13 protein-coding genes and 1 pseudogene are annotated in these 12571 nt (G+C 74.8%); 8 read left to right on the top strand and 6 right to left on the bottom strand.

Annotated elements, in window-relative coordinates; translation table 11 throughout:
• Window positions 1-17: 17 nt before the first annotated feature.
• The 3 genes from H9657_RS09320 to H9657_RS09310 form a co-directional block, all read right to left on the bottom strand.
• The gene (locus H9657_RS09320; protein WP_191782678.1) at window positions 18-647 is read right to left on the bottom strand and encodes an OmpA family protein; all 630 of its coding nucleotides are present in this window, start codon (window positions 645-647) and stop codon (window positions 18-20) included.
• On the bottom strand, window positions 644-1282 hold the full coding sequence (locus tag H9657_RS09315; protein ID WP_191782677.1) for a hypothetical protein: 639 nt from the start codon (window positions 1280-1282) through the stop codon (window positions 644-646). The genes H9657_RS09320 and H9657_RS09315 overlap by 4 nt, the downstream gene beginning before the upstream one ends.
• A gap of 93 nt (window positions 1283-1375) precedes the next feature.
• A complete protein-coding gene (locus H9657_RS09310; RefSeq protein ID WP_191782675.1) occupies window positions 1376-2173 on the bottom strand; it encodes an SDR family NAD(P)-dependent oxidoreductase in 798 nt (265 codons plus the stop codon).
• A 123-nt stretch (window positions 2174-2296) separates the two neighbouring features.
• Between H9657_RS09310 and H9657_RS09305 the strand changes: the two genes are divergently transcribed.
• The 4 genes from H9657_RS09305 (at window position 2297) to H9657_RS09290 (ending at window position 5933) form a co-directional block, all read left to right on the top strand.
• A complete protein-coding gene (locus H9657_RS09305; protein WP_191782673.1) occupies window positions 2297-3112 on the top strand; it encodes an SDR family NAD(P)-dependent oxidoreductase in 816 nt (271 codons plus the stop codon).
• A 71-nt stretch (window positions 3113-3183) separates the two neighbouring features.
• Complete coding sequence (gene recQ / locus H9657_RS09300; RefSeq protein ID WP_191782670.1) at window positions 3184-5274, top strand: DNA helicase RecQ; 2091 nt, start codon at window positions 3184-3186, stop codon at window positions 5272-5274.
• A 49-nt stretch (window positions 5275-5323) separates the two neighbouring features.
• Window positions 5324-5554: a FitA-like ribbon-helix-helix domain-containing protein gene (locus H9657_RS09295; protein ID WP_191782668.1), complete on the top strand. Its 231-nt coding sequence runs from the start codon at window positions 5324-5326 to the stop codon at window positions 5552-5554.
• Window positions 5541-5933, top strand: coding sequence for a type II toxin-antitoxin system VapC family toxin (locus H9657_RS09290; protein ID WP_191782666.1), 393 nt, complete (start codon window positions 5541-5543; stop codon window positions 5931-5933). Before H9657_RS09295 ends, H9657_RS09290 begins: the two co-directional genes overlap by 14 nt.
• A 36-nt stretch (window positions 5934-5969) precedes the next feature.
• Here the strand turns inward: H9657_RS09290 and H9657_RS09285 are convergent, their stop codons facing one another.
• On the bottom strand, window positions 5970-7010 hold the full coding sequence (locus H9657_RS09285; protein WP_191782664.1) for a LacI family DNA-binding transcriptional regulator: 1041 nt from the start codon (window positions 7008-7010) through the stop codon (window positions 5970-5972).
• A 147-nt stretch (window positions 7011-7157) separates the two neighbouring features.
• Between H9657_RS09285 and manD the strand changes: the two genes are divergently transcribed.
• Together manD and H9657_RS09275 are read left to right on the top strand one after the other, a co-directional pair.
• On the top strand, window positions 7158-8393 hold the full coding sequence (manD, locus tag H9657_RS09280; protein WP_191782662.1) for a D-mannonate dehydratase ManD: 1236 nt from the start codon (window positions 7158-7160) through the stop codon (window positions 8391-8393).
• The gene (locus H9657_RS09275; RefSeq protein ID WP_404813150.1) at window positions 8390-10429 is read left to right on the top strand and encodes an alpha-glucuronidase; all 2040 of its coding nucleotides are present in this window, start codon (window positions 8390-8392) and stop codon (window positions 10427-10429) included. The genes manD and H9657_RS09275 overlap by 4 nt, the downstream gene beginning before the upstream one ends.
• Before the next feature lie 52 nt (window positions 10430-10481).
• Here H9657_RS09275 and H9657_RS09270 read toward each other — a convergent pair whose 3' ends face one another.
• The gene (locus H9657_RS09270; RefSeq protein WP_191782659.1) at window positions 10482-11522 is read right to left on the bottom strand and encodes an aldo/keto reductase; all 1041 of its coding nucleotides are present in this window, start codon (window positions 11520-11522) and stop codon (window positions 10482-10484) included.
• 92 nt (window positions 11523-11614) lie between these two features.
• Here H9657_RS09270 and H9657_RS09265 point away from each other — a divergent pair, with 92 nt between their 5' ends.
• Together H9657_RS09265 and H9657_RS09260 are read left to right on the top strand one after the other, a co-directional pair.
• On the top strand, window positions 11615-11866 hold the full coding sequence (locus tag H9657_RS09265) for a FitA-like ribbon-helix-helix domain-containing protein (RefSeq protein ID WP_191782657.1): 252 nt from the start codon (window positions 11615-11617) through the stop codon (window positions 11864-11866).
• A complete protein-coding gene (locus H9657_RS09260; RefSeq protein ID WP_191782655.1) occupies window positions 11863-12255 on the top strand; it encodes a type II toxin-antitoxin system VapC family toxin in 393 nt (130 codons plus the stop codon). The genes H9657_RS09265 and H9657_RS09260 overlap by 4 nt, the downstream gene beginning before the upstream one ends.
• Before the next feature lie 25 nt (window positions 12256-12280).
• On the opposite strand, the pseudogene H9657_RS19050 reads toward H9657_RS09260, so the two are convergent.
• Window positions 12281-12571 (bottom strand): annotated as a pseudogene (locus H9657_RS19050) (hypothetical protein); the annotation flags it as partial.

Below are 12571 nucleotides of genomic sequence, written 5' to 3'. Positions count from 1 at the left end.
CCCGACGCACCGGTCCCTCACCCCGTGACGCGCACCTCGACCCGGCGGTTCAGCGCGCGCCCGGACGGGTCGTCGCGCCCGTCGACCTGCTCCTCGGCCACGGGCACGGAGCTGCCGTGCCCGGTGACGGTGAGCACGAGGTCGGGGCGCGCGGCCGCGAGCGCACCGGCGACGGCCTGGGCGCGCGCCTGCGAGAGCGGCACGTTGACCTCGTCGCCACCGAGCCCGTCGGTGTGGCCGTCGACCGCGACCGCGGCGCCCTGCGGCAGTGCGGCCGCGAGCTCGCCGAGCGCGGCGTCCGCGCCCGGGGCGAGCGCGGCGCTGTCGAAGCCGAACAGCAGGTCCGACGTCAGGGTCGTGACGCCCTGCGACTCGCGCGCGAGCTCACGCACCGACTTCTCCCGCACGAGCGCGAGCGGCCCGCCGACCAGGGCCAGCGGTCCGCCCGTCGGCCGCAGCGTCGCGCGCTGGACCATGTCGGGCGTCACGGGGGTACGTGCGAGCTCCGCCCACGGGGGCTCCCCCGCGCCGGACGTGGCCGCCGGCGCGGTCCCGCCCGCGCCGCCGAGGACCAGGGGCACGGCCGCGGCGAGCGCGAGCGCGAGGCGCCCACGGCGCGGGGCCGGCCCCACCGCGCGGGCCGTCACTCGCCCTGCCGTGCCGTCACGCCCGTGAACACCGGCAGCCCCTCGGCGACGAGCACGTCGAGCGAGCCGCCCTCGTTCTCCGGCGCAGGCAGCGCCGCCCAGCCCTCGAGCGTCGAGTGGTTGAGCAGCTTGGTGCCGAAGCGGTCGACCGGCGAGGCGAGCATCGTGTCCTGGCACTCCATGCGCTCCGGCAGCCCCCCGTTCCAGTCGCCCTTGACGCACAGCGGCCGGAACGCCTGCAGGTGCGTCGTGTCCGTCACCAGCGGCGCGGGTGCGAGCCCGAGGTCGTACAGGCTCATGTCCTCGTCGTCGCCGCGGTCGGGCGCGTCCCAGCGCAGCGCCCAGCGCACGGTGAGGACGCCCTCGTCGACGCGCACGTCGCGCAGCGTGAGCGTGAGCTCGCCGCCCGCCGAGGCGTCGCCGACCGGTGTGTCGACCGTCTGCTCGGCCATCACCTGGCTCGCGACGTCGTCGACCGGCGGGGCCTGCTCACCCCCGCCGCCCCCCGCGGGCTGCCCGCTCGTCGTCGTCGGCTCGTCGGCGGCCCCGGGGGAGGCCGCCCTGCGCGCGACCGCGCCGACGGCGACGAGCGCGACCAGGGCCCGGCGCAGGGCGGGACGGGTGGGCAGGCGCATGCGGGATCCTCCGGGGACGACGGTGAGGTCCGCACGCTACCCGCAGCACGGCGTCAGGGGACGAACCGGGCGCATCCCGGCGCCCGGACCGGCTCAGGCGTCGGGGGCCGGCGCCTCGAGCGCCTCGTCGAGCAGCGCCCGGCGGTAGCCGCCGAACGTGCGCACGGCGGACCGCGGCGCGAGCCGCAGGAGCGCCGAGGCCGCCTTGTACCGCAGGCTCGGCGTCGACAGCACGACACCGCGGCGGACGTCCGCGAGCGCCGCGGCGACCACGTCCTCGGCGTCGAGCCAGCCGACCGCCGGGTAGTGCGCGGTGTCGATGCGGCCGCGCTCGTGGAACTCGGTGCGCGTGAACCCCGGCGCGACGACCGTCGCGGTGACGCCCGTTCCCTTGAGCTCGACCGCGAGCGCCTCCGTGAAGACCCGCACCCAGGCCTTGTGCGCCGAGTACGTGCCCGACGCGATGAGCCCGGCGACGGAGCCGACGTTGAGGATCGCGCCGCGCTCGCGCCGCACCATCGCCCCGGCCGCGGCGTGCGAGAGCGCCATCACCGTCCGGACCATGAGCTCGAGCGCGCGGTCCTCGGCCGCGAGGTCGCCCGAGACGAAGTGCTGGTTGAGCCCGAGGCCCGCGTTGTTGACGAGCAGGCCGACGGGACGCTCGTCGGACCGCAGGCGCTCGGCCACGCGCTCGACGTCCGCCCGGTCCGTGAGGTCGGCGGCCAGCACCTCGGCGTGGATGCCCGCTGCCGCCTCGAGCTGCCCCGCGAGGCGGGCCAGCCGTCCCTCGTCGCGCGCCACCAGGACGACGTCGTGCCGCGCCGTGGCGAGCTGCCAGGCGAACTCCAGACCCAGGCCGGCGCTCGCGCCGGTGACCAGTGCGGTTCCCATGGCGCCACCCTACGGATGCGAGCGCCGCCGCGTCGCGCGGTGGGCGCGGCGCGCTCCGCCGTGCCCGTGCGGCCGCCCGCGGTCGCCCGTAGCGTGGAGGACCACGTCGGCACGGAGGTGAGCATGGAGACGTCCCTGGTTCCCGCACCGCTCGCGCTGGTCACGGGTGCGTCGAGCGGCATCGGGCTCGAGATCGCCGTCCGGCTGGCCGAGCTGGGCCACGACCTGCTCGTGACGGCCGACGACGACCAGCTGGCGCTCGCGGCCGACGGGCTCACGCAGCACGGCCGGGCCGTCCGCGCGGTCCGCGCGGACCTGACGCAGGCCGCCGGGGTCGATGCCCTGGTCGCGGACGTGGCCGGGACCGGCCGGCCGCTCGACCTGCTCGTCCTCAACGCGGGGGTGGGCGCGGGCGGCGCCTTCCTCGACGTCGCGCTGGAGGACCACCTGCGCACGATCGCGCTCGACGTCGTCGCACCCGTCCGGCTCGCGCACGCGCTGCTGCCCGCGATGGTCGCCCGCGGCTCGGGCCGGGTCCTCGTGACGTCGTCGGTGGGTGCGCTGATGCCCGGCCCGTACTACGCGACGTACGCGGCGGCGAAGGCGTTCGACCTGTCGTTCGCGCAGGCGCTGCGGTACGAGCTGCGCGACACGGGCGTGACCGTGACGGCGCTGCTGCCGGGGCCGACGGACACCGACTTCTTCGAGCGCGCGGACATGCTGGACACGCGCGTGGCGCACGGCGGCAAGGACGACCCCGCCGACGTCGCGCGGCAGGCGGTGGACGGGCTGCTCGCGGGTGACGAGAAGGTGGCGGTGCGCTCGGTGCGGGCCCGCGGCCAGGCGGCCGCCGGCGCGCTGCTGAGCGACGGCGCCGGTGCGGCGCTGCAGGCCCGCTACACCGAGCCGCTGCGGACCGAGGAGCCCGCCGAGGGCTGAGCGGGGCCCCGCCGTCCACAGGTCGGGCCGCGGCGGACCCGGGTGCCCCCGAGGGCTCGTAGGGTGGGCGGGTGCAGTCGGACCCCGCCCTCCCGCAGGCCCGTCGACGACGGTCGACGGCCGCCGTCGACGAGGCGCCCGCCGCCGACGTCCCGACGTGGGACGACGAGCCGGCGGAGCCCTGGTGGGACGAGGCACCGCCGCCGGACGACGCACCCCCGCCCGACGCGTGGGCCGACGAGCCGTGGGCCGGCGCGCCGTCGCCCGGCCGGACGTCGGCACGGCGTCCCGACGCACCGCGCAGCACGGCGGCGGGGACGCCCGCGCCGTCGCACGGCACGCCGGCCGACGTCCTGCACCGCGTGTGGGGCTACGACGCCTTCCGGGGCGACCAGGCCGCGATCGTCGACACGGTCGTCGCGGGCGGCGACGCGGTCGTCCTCATGCCCACCGGTGGCGGCAAGTCCCTGTGCTACCAGGTGCCCGCGCTGGTCCGTGAGGGCACGGGCGTCGTCGTGTCGCCGCTCATCGCCCTCATGCAGGACCAGGTGGACGCGCTGTCCGCGCTGGGTGTGCGGGCGGGCTTCCTCAACTCGACGCAGGAGCGCCAGCAGCGTCGCGCGGTCGAGGACGCGTTCCTCGCGGGTGAGCTGGACCTGCTGTACCTCGCCCCCGAGCGGCTGCGGGTGCCCGAGACGCTCGACCTGCTGGACCGCGGGCACGTCGCGCTCTTCGCGATCGACGAGGCCCACTGCGTGTCGCAGTGGGGCCACGACTTCCGGCCCGACTACCTCGCGCTGTCGCTGCTGCACGAGCGCTGGCCGGACGTGCCGCGCGTCGCGCTGACCGCCACCGCGACGCACGCGACCCACCGCGAGATCTGCGAACGTCTCCAGCTCACCGACGCCGCCCAGTTCGTCGCGAGCTTCGACCGGCCGAACATCCGCTACCGCATCGTCCCCAAGGACAACCCCCGCGCCCAGCTGCTGCACCTGCTGCGCACCGAGCACGACGGTGACGCGGGCATCGTGTACTGCCTGTCCCGGGCGTCGGTCGAGCAGACCGCCGCGGCGCTGCGCAAGGAGGGCATCGACGCCCTGCCGTACCACGCGGGCCTCGACCGCCGGGTCCGGGCGGCGAACCAGTCGCGCTTCCTGCGTGACGACGGCGTCGTCATGGTCGCGACCATCGCGTTCGGCATGGGCATCGACAAGCCCGACGTGCGGTTCGTCGCGCACCTCGACCTGCCGAAGTCCGTGGAGGGGTACTACCAGGAGACGGGCCGCGCCGGGCGCGACGGCCTGCCCTCCACCGCGTGGCTCGCGTACGGGCTGGCCGACGTCGTGCAGCAGCGCCGGATGATCGACACGTCCGAGGGCGACGCCGCGCACAAGCGGCGCCTCACGCAGCACCTCGACGCGATGCTCGCGCTGTGCGAGACGGTGGACTGTCGCCGCACGCAGCTGCTCGCGTACTTCGGTCAGGAGTCGGGCGGACCATGCGGCAACTGCGACACGTGCCTGGAGCCGCCGGAGTCGTGGGACGGCACCGTCCCGGCGCAGAAGCTGCTGTCGACGGTCGTGCGGCTCGACCAGCGCGGGCAGCGCTACGGCGTGGGGCACCTCGTCGACATCCTGCGCGGCAAGGTGACGCCGCGCGTGCAGCAGCTCGGGCACGAGGCGCTCTCGACCTTCGGGATCGGCCAGGACCTGTCGGACGGCGAGTGGCGCGGCGTGGTCCGCCAGCTGCTCGCGGCCGAGCTGCTGGCCGTCGACACCGAGGGGTACGGCACGATCCGGCTCCTGCCCGCGTCGGCCGACGTCCTGCGCGGCGAGCGCGAGGTCCGGCTGCGCCGCGAGGTCGCGCGCACGACGACACGGGCGCCGCGTGAGCGCCGCGGGTCGGGACGCGCCGCGGCGGCGGCGGACCTCACCGGGCCCGACGCCGAGGTGTTCGAGGCGCTGCGCGCCTGGCGCGCGGGCGCGGCGAAGGAGCAGGGCGTGCCCGCGTACGTCGTGTTCCACGACGCGACGCTGCGGGAGATCGTCGCGCGACGCCCGACGTCCCGCGCCGAGCTGGGGACCATCACCGGCATCGGCGCGGCCAAGCTCGACCGCTACGCCGAGGGCGTGCTGGCGACGCTGGGGTCACCCCCCGGCTGAGCACCCGCATGCACTTGTAGATCGGCGCCTCGAAAGCCAGAATGGCGCCATGCCCAGCGTGCAGATCAAGGACGTCCCCGAGGAGACGCACGCCGTCCTGCGCCGCAGGGCCGCGATGGCCCACCAGTCGCTGCAGGAGTTCCTGCTGACGCGGCTCGTCGAAGAGGCAGCGACACCGACGCTGGACGAGGTGCTCGATCGCGCCGGCGGACGGTCCGGCGGCTCGTCGACCTTCCGGGACAGCGTGGCGGCACTCCGCGACGACCGTGATCGTCGTTGACGCCAGCGTCCTCGTCCCGGCACTCGCCGACGACGGGCCGGACGGCGACACCGTGCGCGCGCGGCTGCGCGGTCAGACCCTCACGGCTCCCGAGGTCGTCGATCTCGAGGTCACGTCGGTGCTGCGTCGCTTCGCGGCCGCCGGGCAGCTGCCGGGACGCCGCGCCGACCTGGCGATGCAGGACCTCGTCGACCTCCCCGTCCGACGCGCACCGCACCGCGCGCTGCTCCCCCGCATCTGGGAGCTCCGGCACACCGTCACCAGCGACGACGCGGCGTACGTCGCGCTGGCCGAAGCACTGGGCATCGTCCTGCTGACCGCTGATGCGCGCCTCGCCCGTGCGCCGGGCATCAGGTGCGACGTCGAGACCCTGGGCTGAACCTGCCCGCCCCGTGCGCCACGGCACCGCCGCCCGTCAGCCCGCCGCGCCCGTCGACGACCGGACGATGAGGCGGGTGGGCAGCATCACCGGGTCGGCCGCGTCGCGGGCGTCGACCGGCTCGTCGAACCCGTCGCCCTCCTCGTCGCCCGACCTGCCGCCCTCGAGCCGCGCGAGCAGCAGGTCGGCGGCCATGCGCCCGGCCTGCTCCACGGGCGACTCCACGGTCGTCAGGGCGGGGCGCACGAGGTCGGCACCGAAGATGTCGTCGCAGCCGATCACGCTCATGCGCTCGGGCACCGCGACGTCGCGGGCGTCGAGCCGCTCGAGCACGCCGAACGCCAGGAGGTCGTTGAACGCGATCACGGCGGTGACACCGGCGTCGATCGCCGCGTCGGCGACCTGGGCGCCGGACGCGCGGACCGGCGCGTAGGGGCCGAGCACGACGAGCTCGACGCCCAGGCGCGCGGCCGCCGGCTCGAGCGCCTCTCGGCGTCGGCGGTCCGACCAGGACGTCACGGGCCCCGACGCGTACGCGACCCGGGTGTGCCCCGACACCGCCAGGTGCTCGAGCGCCTGGACCATGCCGCCGGCGGTGTCGAGCAGCACGCCGGGCGTCCCGGGGATCGTGCGGTTGACGACGACGAGCGCGAGGTCCGCCGCGGCGGCCGCGATCTGCTCGTCGGACAGACGCGAGGCGGCCAGGACCGCGCCGTCGACCTGCCCGCGCAGCTTGCGCAGCGTGTCGAGCTCGACCTCGGCCGACTCCTCGGTGTCCGCCAGGACCTGCACGTACCCGGACTCGCGCAGCCGCGCCCCCGTGCCGCGGACCAGCCCGAAGAAGAACGGGTTGGTGACGTCGGGGAGCACGAGCGCGACGGTCGCGGTACGCCCGGAGAGCAGCGCGCGGGCCGAGGCGCTGGGGATGTACCCCAGCTCCTTGGCGACCGCGACGACGCGGTCGGCCGTGTCGGCGTTGACCCGACCCGGCCTCGTGAGCGCGCGCGAGGCGGTCGACACCGCGACCCCTGCCGCCGCAGCGACGTCACGCAACGTGGGCTGGCGCCTGACGGCCATGCACCCTCCCGGTCGGCTCGTCACACCCCGCGCGACGGTGCGCAGAGCGGTTCTTGCTGGCAAACGATTGCCAGCCTAGCGTGTTCCTGCCTAGTCTCACCAGTGCCCTCTCGCGACGACGCGACCGGGCGGAAGGAGCATGTCACGATGTCCGGCACCGCCATCCGCACTGCCGAGGTGCTGGTCTCCAGCCCCGGTCGCAACTTCGTCACGTTACGCATCGTCACGCAGGACGGCGTGGAGGGCCTCGGCGACGCCACCCTCAACGGACGCGAGCTGTCCGTCGCGAGCTACCTCACCGACCACGTCGTCCCTCTGCTGATCGGCAGGGACGCGCACACCATTGAGGACACGTGGCAGTTCCTCTACCGCAGCGCCTACTGGCGCCGCGGGCCCGTGACGATGGCCGCGATCGCCGCGGTGGACGTCGCGCTGTGGGACATCAAGGCCAAGCTCGCCGGCATGCCGCTGTACCAGCTGCTCGGCGGCGCCTCGCGCCGCGGGATCATGGCGTACGGGCACGCCTCCGGGCGTGACGTCCCCGAGCTCCTCGACTCGATCCGTCAGCACCTCGACGAGGGCTTCCGCTCCATCCGCGTCCAGACCGCGGTGCCCGGCATCACGGCCGTCTACGGCGTCGCCGCGCAGCCCTCGTCGTCCGGTCGCTACGACTACGAGCCCGCCCAGCGCGCGCCGCTGCCGGCCGAGGAGGACTGGGACACCCGCGCCTACCTGCGGCACATCCCCCGCGTCTTCGAGGCCGTCCGCAACGAGTTCGGCCCCGAGCTGCCGCTGCTGCACGACGGCCACCACCGCATGACCCCCATCCAGGCCGCGCGCCTGGGCAAGGACCTCGAGCCGTACGACCTGTTCTGGCTCGAGGACTGCACGCCGGCCGAGAACCAGGACGCGCTGCGCCTGGTCCGTCAGCACACGACCACGCCGCTGGCGATCGGCGAGGTCTTCAACACGGTGTGGGACTACCAGACGCTCATCCGCGAGCAGCTCATCGACTACGTCCGCTCGGCCGTCACCCACACCGGCGGCATCACCGCGCTGCGCCGCATCCTCGACTACGCCGCGCAGTACCAGATCAAGTCCGGGATCCACGGCCCGACCGACATCTCGCCCGTCGGCATGGCCGCCGCGCTGCACCTGGACCTCGCGATCCACAACTTCGGGATCCAGGAGTACATGAAGCACTCCGCGACGACCGACGAGGTGTTCCGCACGTCGTTCACGTTCGCCGACGGCCACCTGCACCCCGGGCACGAACCCGGCCTGGGCGTCACGTACGACGACGACGCGGCCTCGCGGCACCCCTACCAGGCGGCGTACCTGCCGTTCAACCGGCTCAAGGACGGAACGGTGCACGACTGGTGAGCGCCTCGACCTCCCCCCGCGTCCATCCCGCGTGGCTGCCCGACGCGGCCCTCGCCCCGCTCGGCGCGCGACGCGTGCTCGTCGACCTCGGACGCGACGCCGGCCCCGTCGGCGCCACCGTGGTCGAGGAGGTGCGGCGGGCGACCGCCGCGCACGGCGGTGCGCTGACGGTCGGCGACGACGCCTCGTCGACGGACGGCCACGACCTGGTGCTGCGCGTCGCACCGGACGGGCCGGACCACGGGTTCACCCGACTGCGGACCGGTGGCGTCACCGTCGTCGTCGCCCCCGACGCCACCGGTCTGCTGCACGGCCTGCACGACGTGGTCCGCGCGGGGGACGCCGCGTTCGGCGCGGACCACGCGCCGGTCACCTCGCGCCCCGTCGCACCCGTGCGCATGCTCGACCACTGGGACAACATCGACGTCCACCCCGTCATGGGCCAGGTCGAGCGCGGGTACGCGGGCGGCTCGATCTTCTACGCCGACGGCCGCGTGCGCGAGGACCTGTCGCGCGTCGCGGACTACGCGCGCCTGCTCGGGTCGATCGGGATCAACGCGGTGGCGATCAACAACGTCAACGTGCACCGGACCGAGGCACGGCTGCTGACCGACGGGCTGGCCGACGTCGCGCGCGTCGCCGACCTCTTCCGCCCGCACGGCGTGCGGACGTACCTGTCGGTGTCGTTCGCGTCGCCCGTCGTGCTCGGCGGCCTGACGACCTCGGACCCCGCCGACCCGGACGTGCAGGCGTGGTGGGCGGCCGCCGCCGACCGCGTCTACGCGACGATCCCGGACTTCGGCGGGTTCGTCGTCAAGGCGGACTCCGAGGGGCAGCCGGGCCCGTTCGCGTACGGGCGGGACCACGCCGACGGTGCGAACCTGCTGGCGCGGGCGCTGCGGCCGCACGGCGGGACGGTGTTCTGGCGCGCGTTCGTCTACAACCACGAGCAGGACTGGCGCGACCGGCGCACCGACCGCGCCCGCGCGGCGTACGACCACTTCGCACCCCTGGACGGCCGGTTCGACGAGAACGTCGTGCTGCAGGTCAAGTACGGGCCGATCGACTTCCAGCCGCGCGAGCCCATCTCGCCGGTGCTCGCCGCGATGCCGCGCACGCGCCTGGCGGTCGAGCTGCAGGTCACGCAGGAGTACACGGGCCACCAGAAGCACGTGTGCTACCTGGGGCCGCTGTGGTCGCAGGTGCTCGGCTTCCCGCTGGCCGAGGACGCGACGCGGGACGTCGCGCGCATCGTGTCCGGGCTGCCGGGCCACCGCGACACCCCGTCGGGCGACCTGCCCGCAGGCGGCATCACCGCCGTGTCCAACGTCGGCGACGACGAGTTCTGGACGGGCCACCCGCTCGCGCAGGCCAACCTGTACGCGTACGGGCGGCTCGCGTGGAACCCCGAGGCGGACCCGGTCGAGCTGCTCGACGAGTGGATCGGGCTCACGTTCCCCGGCGCCGACCCGCGCGTGCGCGCGACGCTGCACACGCTCATGGACGACTCGTGGCTGACGTACGAGGCCTACACGGCACCGCTGGGCGTCGGCTTCATGGTCGACCCCGGGCGCGGGCACTACGGGCCGAACGTCGACGGGTACGAGTACTCGAAGTGGGGCACGTACCACTTCGCGGACCGCGACGGGATCGGCGTCGACCGGACAGTGGCGACCGGCACCGGCTACGCGGGGCAGTACCCGTCACCGTGGCGCGAGACGTACGAGGACCTGGCGACCTGCCCCGACGAGCTGCTGCTGTTCTTCCACCACGTGCCGTACGGCCACGTGCTGCACAGCGGGAAGACCGTGGTCCAGCACGTCTACGACTCGCGCGCCGACGCCGTCGACGTGGTGACGTCGTGGGTCGACGCGTGGGCGGCGCTGGACGGGCTCGTCCCGGACGGCCTGCACGCGCGGGTCGCCGAGCGCCTCGACGAGCAGGTCCGCTCGGCCACCGAGTGGCGCGACCAGGTCCGCACGTACTTCTTCCGCAAGTCCGGCGTCCCCGACGCCACGGGCCGCCCGATCTACTGATCGTGAGGGGTTGCCGTCGTCCTGCGGCGGCAACCCCTCACGATCCCGCCGGTCAGCGGCCGGTGCCGTCGACCGCGTGCTCGTCGATCGCGGCCAGCTCGTCGTCCGTCAGCGGGGGTGCCGCGAGCGCCGCGACGTTGTCCTCGAGCTGCGCCACCGAGCTGGCACCGACCAGCGCGGAGGTGACGCGCTCGTCGCGCAGCACCCACGAGAGCGCGAGCTGCGCGAGGCTCTGCCCGCGACCCGCCGCGATCTCGTTCAGCGCACGCGCGCGGGCCAGGTACGTCGGCGAGAGCGCGCCCTGCGACAGGAACGGGCTCGCCCCGGCCGCCCGCGACCCGGCCGGCGCCTGGCCGCCCAGGTACTTGTCGGTCAGCAGCCCCTGCGCGAGCGGCGAGAACACGATGGTCCCGAGGCCCAGCTCGCCGACCACGTCGAGCAGCGACTCGTGCTGGCCCGCGCCGACGTCCTCGACGTGCCGGTTGAACATCGAGTAGCTCGGCTGGTGGATGAGCAGCCGCACGCCCATCTCGGCGAGCACCGCGTGCGCCTCGCGCGTCTGCGACGGCGAGTAGTTGGAGATGCCGACGTAGAGGGCTTTGCCGCTGCTCACGGCGTGCGCGAGCGCGCCCATGGTCTCCTCGATCGGCGTCGAGGGGTCCGGACGGTGGTGGTAGAACACGTCGACGTAGTCCAGGCCCATGCGCCGCAGCGACGCGTCGAGCGACGCCAGCAGGTACTTGCGGGACCCGCCGTCCTGGTACGGGCCGGACCACATGTCGTAGCCCGCCTTGGTGGAGATGACGAGCTCGTCGCGGTACGGCCGCAGGTCCGCCGCGAGGTGCCGGCCGAAGTTCTCCTCCGCCGCGCCCGGCTGCGGGCCGTAGTTGTTCGCCAGGTCGAGGTGCGTGATGCCCAGGTCGACCGCGCGGCGCAGGACGTCGCGCTGCGTCGCGAACGGTGCCGTGTCACCGAAGTTGTGCCACAGCCCGAGCGACAGCGCCGGCAGGTCGAGGCCCGAGCGTCCCGTGCGGCGGTAGGTCATGGTCGCGTACCGGTCGTCGGCGGCGCGGTACGGGTCGAGCGCGGACATGCGGTGCTCCTCGTCGTCGGGGGTTGCCCCAGGCTACGACCGCTCACAGTGACCTGAGCGCAGCATGCCCACAGCATGCTAGCGTCATGCTTATGGCGACGTTGCAGGTCAAGCATCTTCCGGAGGAGCTCCACGCGCGCCTGGCAGAACGCGCGCGGCGCTCGGGCACGACGATGTCGGACTACGTCACGCGCCTCCTGGAACGCGATCTCGAGCGTCCCACCGTCGACGAGTGGCTCGCCGCCCACCCGGTGCCGTCGCCCCACCCGCGGATCGACGTGGTGGCAGCGCTCGACACCGTGCGGGCCGAGTACGCACCGGACGTCGTCGCTCCGGCCCCGTGAAGGTCGTGCTCGACGCGAGCGTCGCGGTCCACGTGGTCGTCGGCGGGCCGCTCGCCGCCGCAGCGCGCCGTCGCCTGTCGGGGACCGCACCGGTGGCACCGGCGCTGATCGACACCGAGGTGATGTCGGCACTCGCACGGCTCGAGCGCGCCCGGCAGCTCACGACGGCGCAGGCGGACGACGCGCTCGACGCCTGGTCCGGCTTCCCGTGCGAGCGGCTCGACACCTCCGGGCTGGTGGCGCACGTCTGGGCGCTGCGCGGCCGCGTGCGGATCGCCGACGCGGCCTACGTCGCCCTCGCCATCGCGCTCGACGCACCGCTGCTCACCGCGGACCGTCGCCTGATCGGTGCGCACGTACCCGGGGTGAGCATCCTGCTGGTGCAGTGACGCCGTGCCGATGCAGCGGCGTGGCTCACCGCGTCAGCGCGCGCAGCACCTCGTCCGCCCGGTCGTCACGGCCCGCGGCGCGCAGCACGTCGACGAGCGCGGACGCGGCCTCACCGCGCGGCTCCCGCTGCCGGGCGGCTGTGAAGCCCTCGACGGCCGACTCGAGGTGCCACACCGCCTCGTCGACGTCTCCCAGGGCCGCGTGCAAGCGTCCCGCGAGCCAGAAGGCGTGCGCCGCGTCGGCCACGGCGTCGACACCCGCGTAGCCCTCGGCCGCCCGGGCGGCCCGGCGGGCGGCGTCGACGCGGCGGGCGCC

Origin of the sequence: Cellulomonas avistercoris (assembly GCF_014836445.1) — a bacterium.
Taxonomy (GTDB): domain Bacteria; phylum Actinomycetota; class Actinomycetes; order Actinomycetales; family Cellulomonadaceae; genus Cellulomonas; species Cellulomonas avistercoris.
The sequence above is the reverse complement of the archived record's forward strand: the minus strand, read 5'-3'. Positions and strand labels throughout refer to the sequence as shown.

Excerpts from the sequence above, each read along its gene's own strand:
- H9657_RS09315 (WP_191782677.1), bottom strand. The coding sequence starts at position 1,282 with ATGCGCCTGCCCACCCGTCCCGCCCTGCGCCGGGCCCTGGTCGCGCTC.
- H9657_RS09310 (WP_191782675.1), bottom strand. The coding sequence starts at position 2,173 with ATGGGAACCGCACTGGTCACCGGCGCGAGCGCCGGCCTGGGTCTGGAG.
- H9657_RS09305 (WP_191782673.1), top strand. The coding sequence starts at position 2,297 with ATGGAGACGTCCCTGGTTCCCGCACCGCTCGCGCTGGTCACGGGTGCG.
- H9657_RS09295 (WP_191782668.1), top strand. The coding sequence starts at position 5,324 with ATGCCCAGCGTGCAGATCAAGGACGTCCCCGAGGAGACGCACGCCGTC.
- H9657_RS09285 (WP_191782664.1), bottom strand. The coding sequence starts at position 7,010 with ATGGCCGTCAGGCGCCAGCCCACGTTGCGTGACGTCGCTGCGGCGGCA.
- manD (WP_191782662.1), top strand. The coding sequence starts at position 7,158 with ATGTCCGGCACCGCCATCCGCACTGCCGAGGTGCTGGTCTCCAGCCCC.
- H9657_RS09270 (WP_191782659.1), bottom strand. The coding sequence starts at position 11,522 with ATGTCCGCGCTCGACCCGTACCGCGCCGCCGACGACCGGTACGCGACC.
- H9657_RS09265 (WP_191782657.1), top strand. The coding sequence starts at position 11,615 with ATGGCGACGTTGCAGGTCAAGCATCTTCCGGAGGAGCTCCACGCGCGC.